This window comes from Citrobacter sp. wls710, assembly GCF_005281115.1.
Lineage (GTDB): Bacteria > Pseudomonadota > Gammaproteobacteria > Enterobacterales > Enterobacteriaceae > Citrobacter > Citrobacter werkmanii.
The window spans coordinates 1-328 of sequence record NZ_SZXD01000018.1 but is presented as its reverse complement, the minus strand read 5'-3'; the positions used below and the strand labels follow the sequence as shown (position 1 = coordinate 328).

Annotated in this window: 2 tRNA genes; both read right to left on the bottom strand. The window is 47.9% G+C overall.

From position 1 onward, the window contains the following. Positions 1–86 precede the first annotated feature (86 nt). Positions 87–162, bottom strand: a tRNA-Ala gene (locus FDX14_RS06095). A 39-nt stretch (positions 163–201) separates the two neighbouring features. Beyond that, positions 202–278 (bottom strand) — tRNA-Ile (locus FDX14_RS06090). Positions 279–328: the final 50 nt, after the last annotated feature.

Below are 328 nucleotides of genomic sequence, written 5' to 3'. Positions count from 1 at the left end.
CTTGATCCAGATTTTTAAAGAGCAAAACTTCGCAGTGAACCTTTTCAGGTACACTCTGAAGTTTTCTTGGGTTGTTGCAGTAAAGATGGTGGAGCTATGCGGGATCGAACCGCAGACCTCCTGCGTGCAAAGCAGGCGCTCTCCCAGCTGAGCTATAGCCCCATCGTAGTTAAAACCTCTTCAAATTCACCAGGATGAATTTGGTAGGCCTGAGTGGACTTGAACCACCGACCTCACCCTTATCAGGGGTGCGCTCTAACCACCTGAGCTACAAGCCTGCAGAGATTTTCTTACTGCTAATTTTCATCAGACAATCTGTGTGAGCACT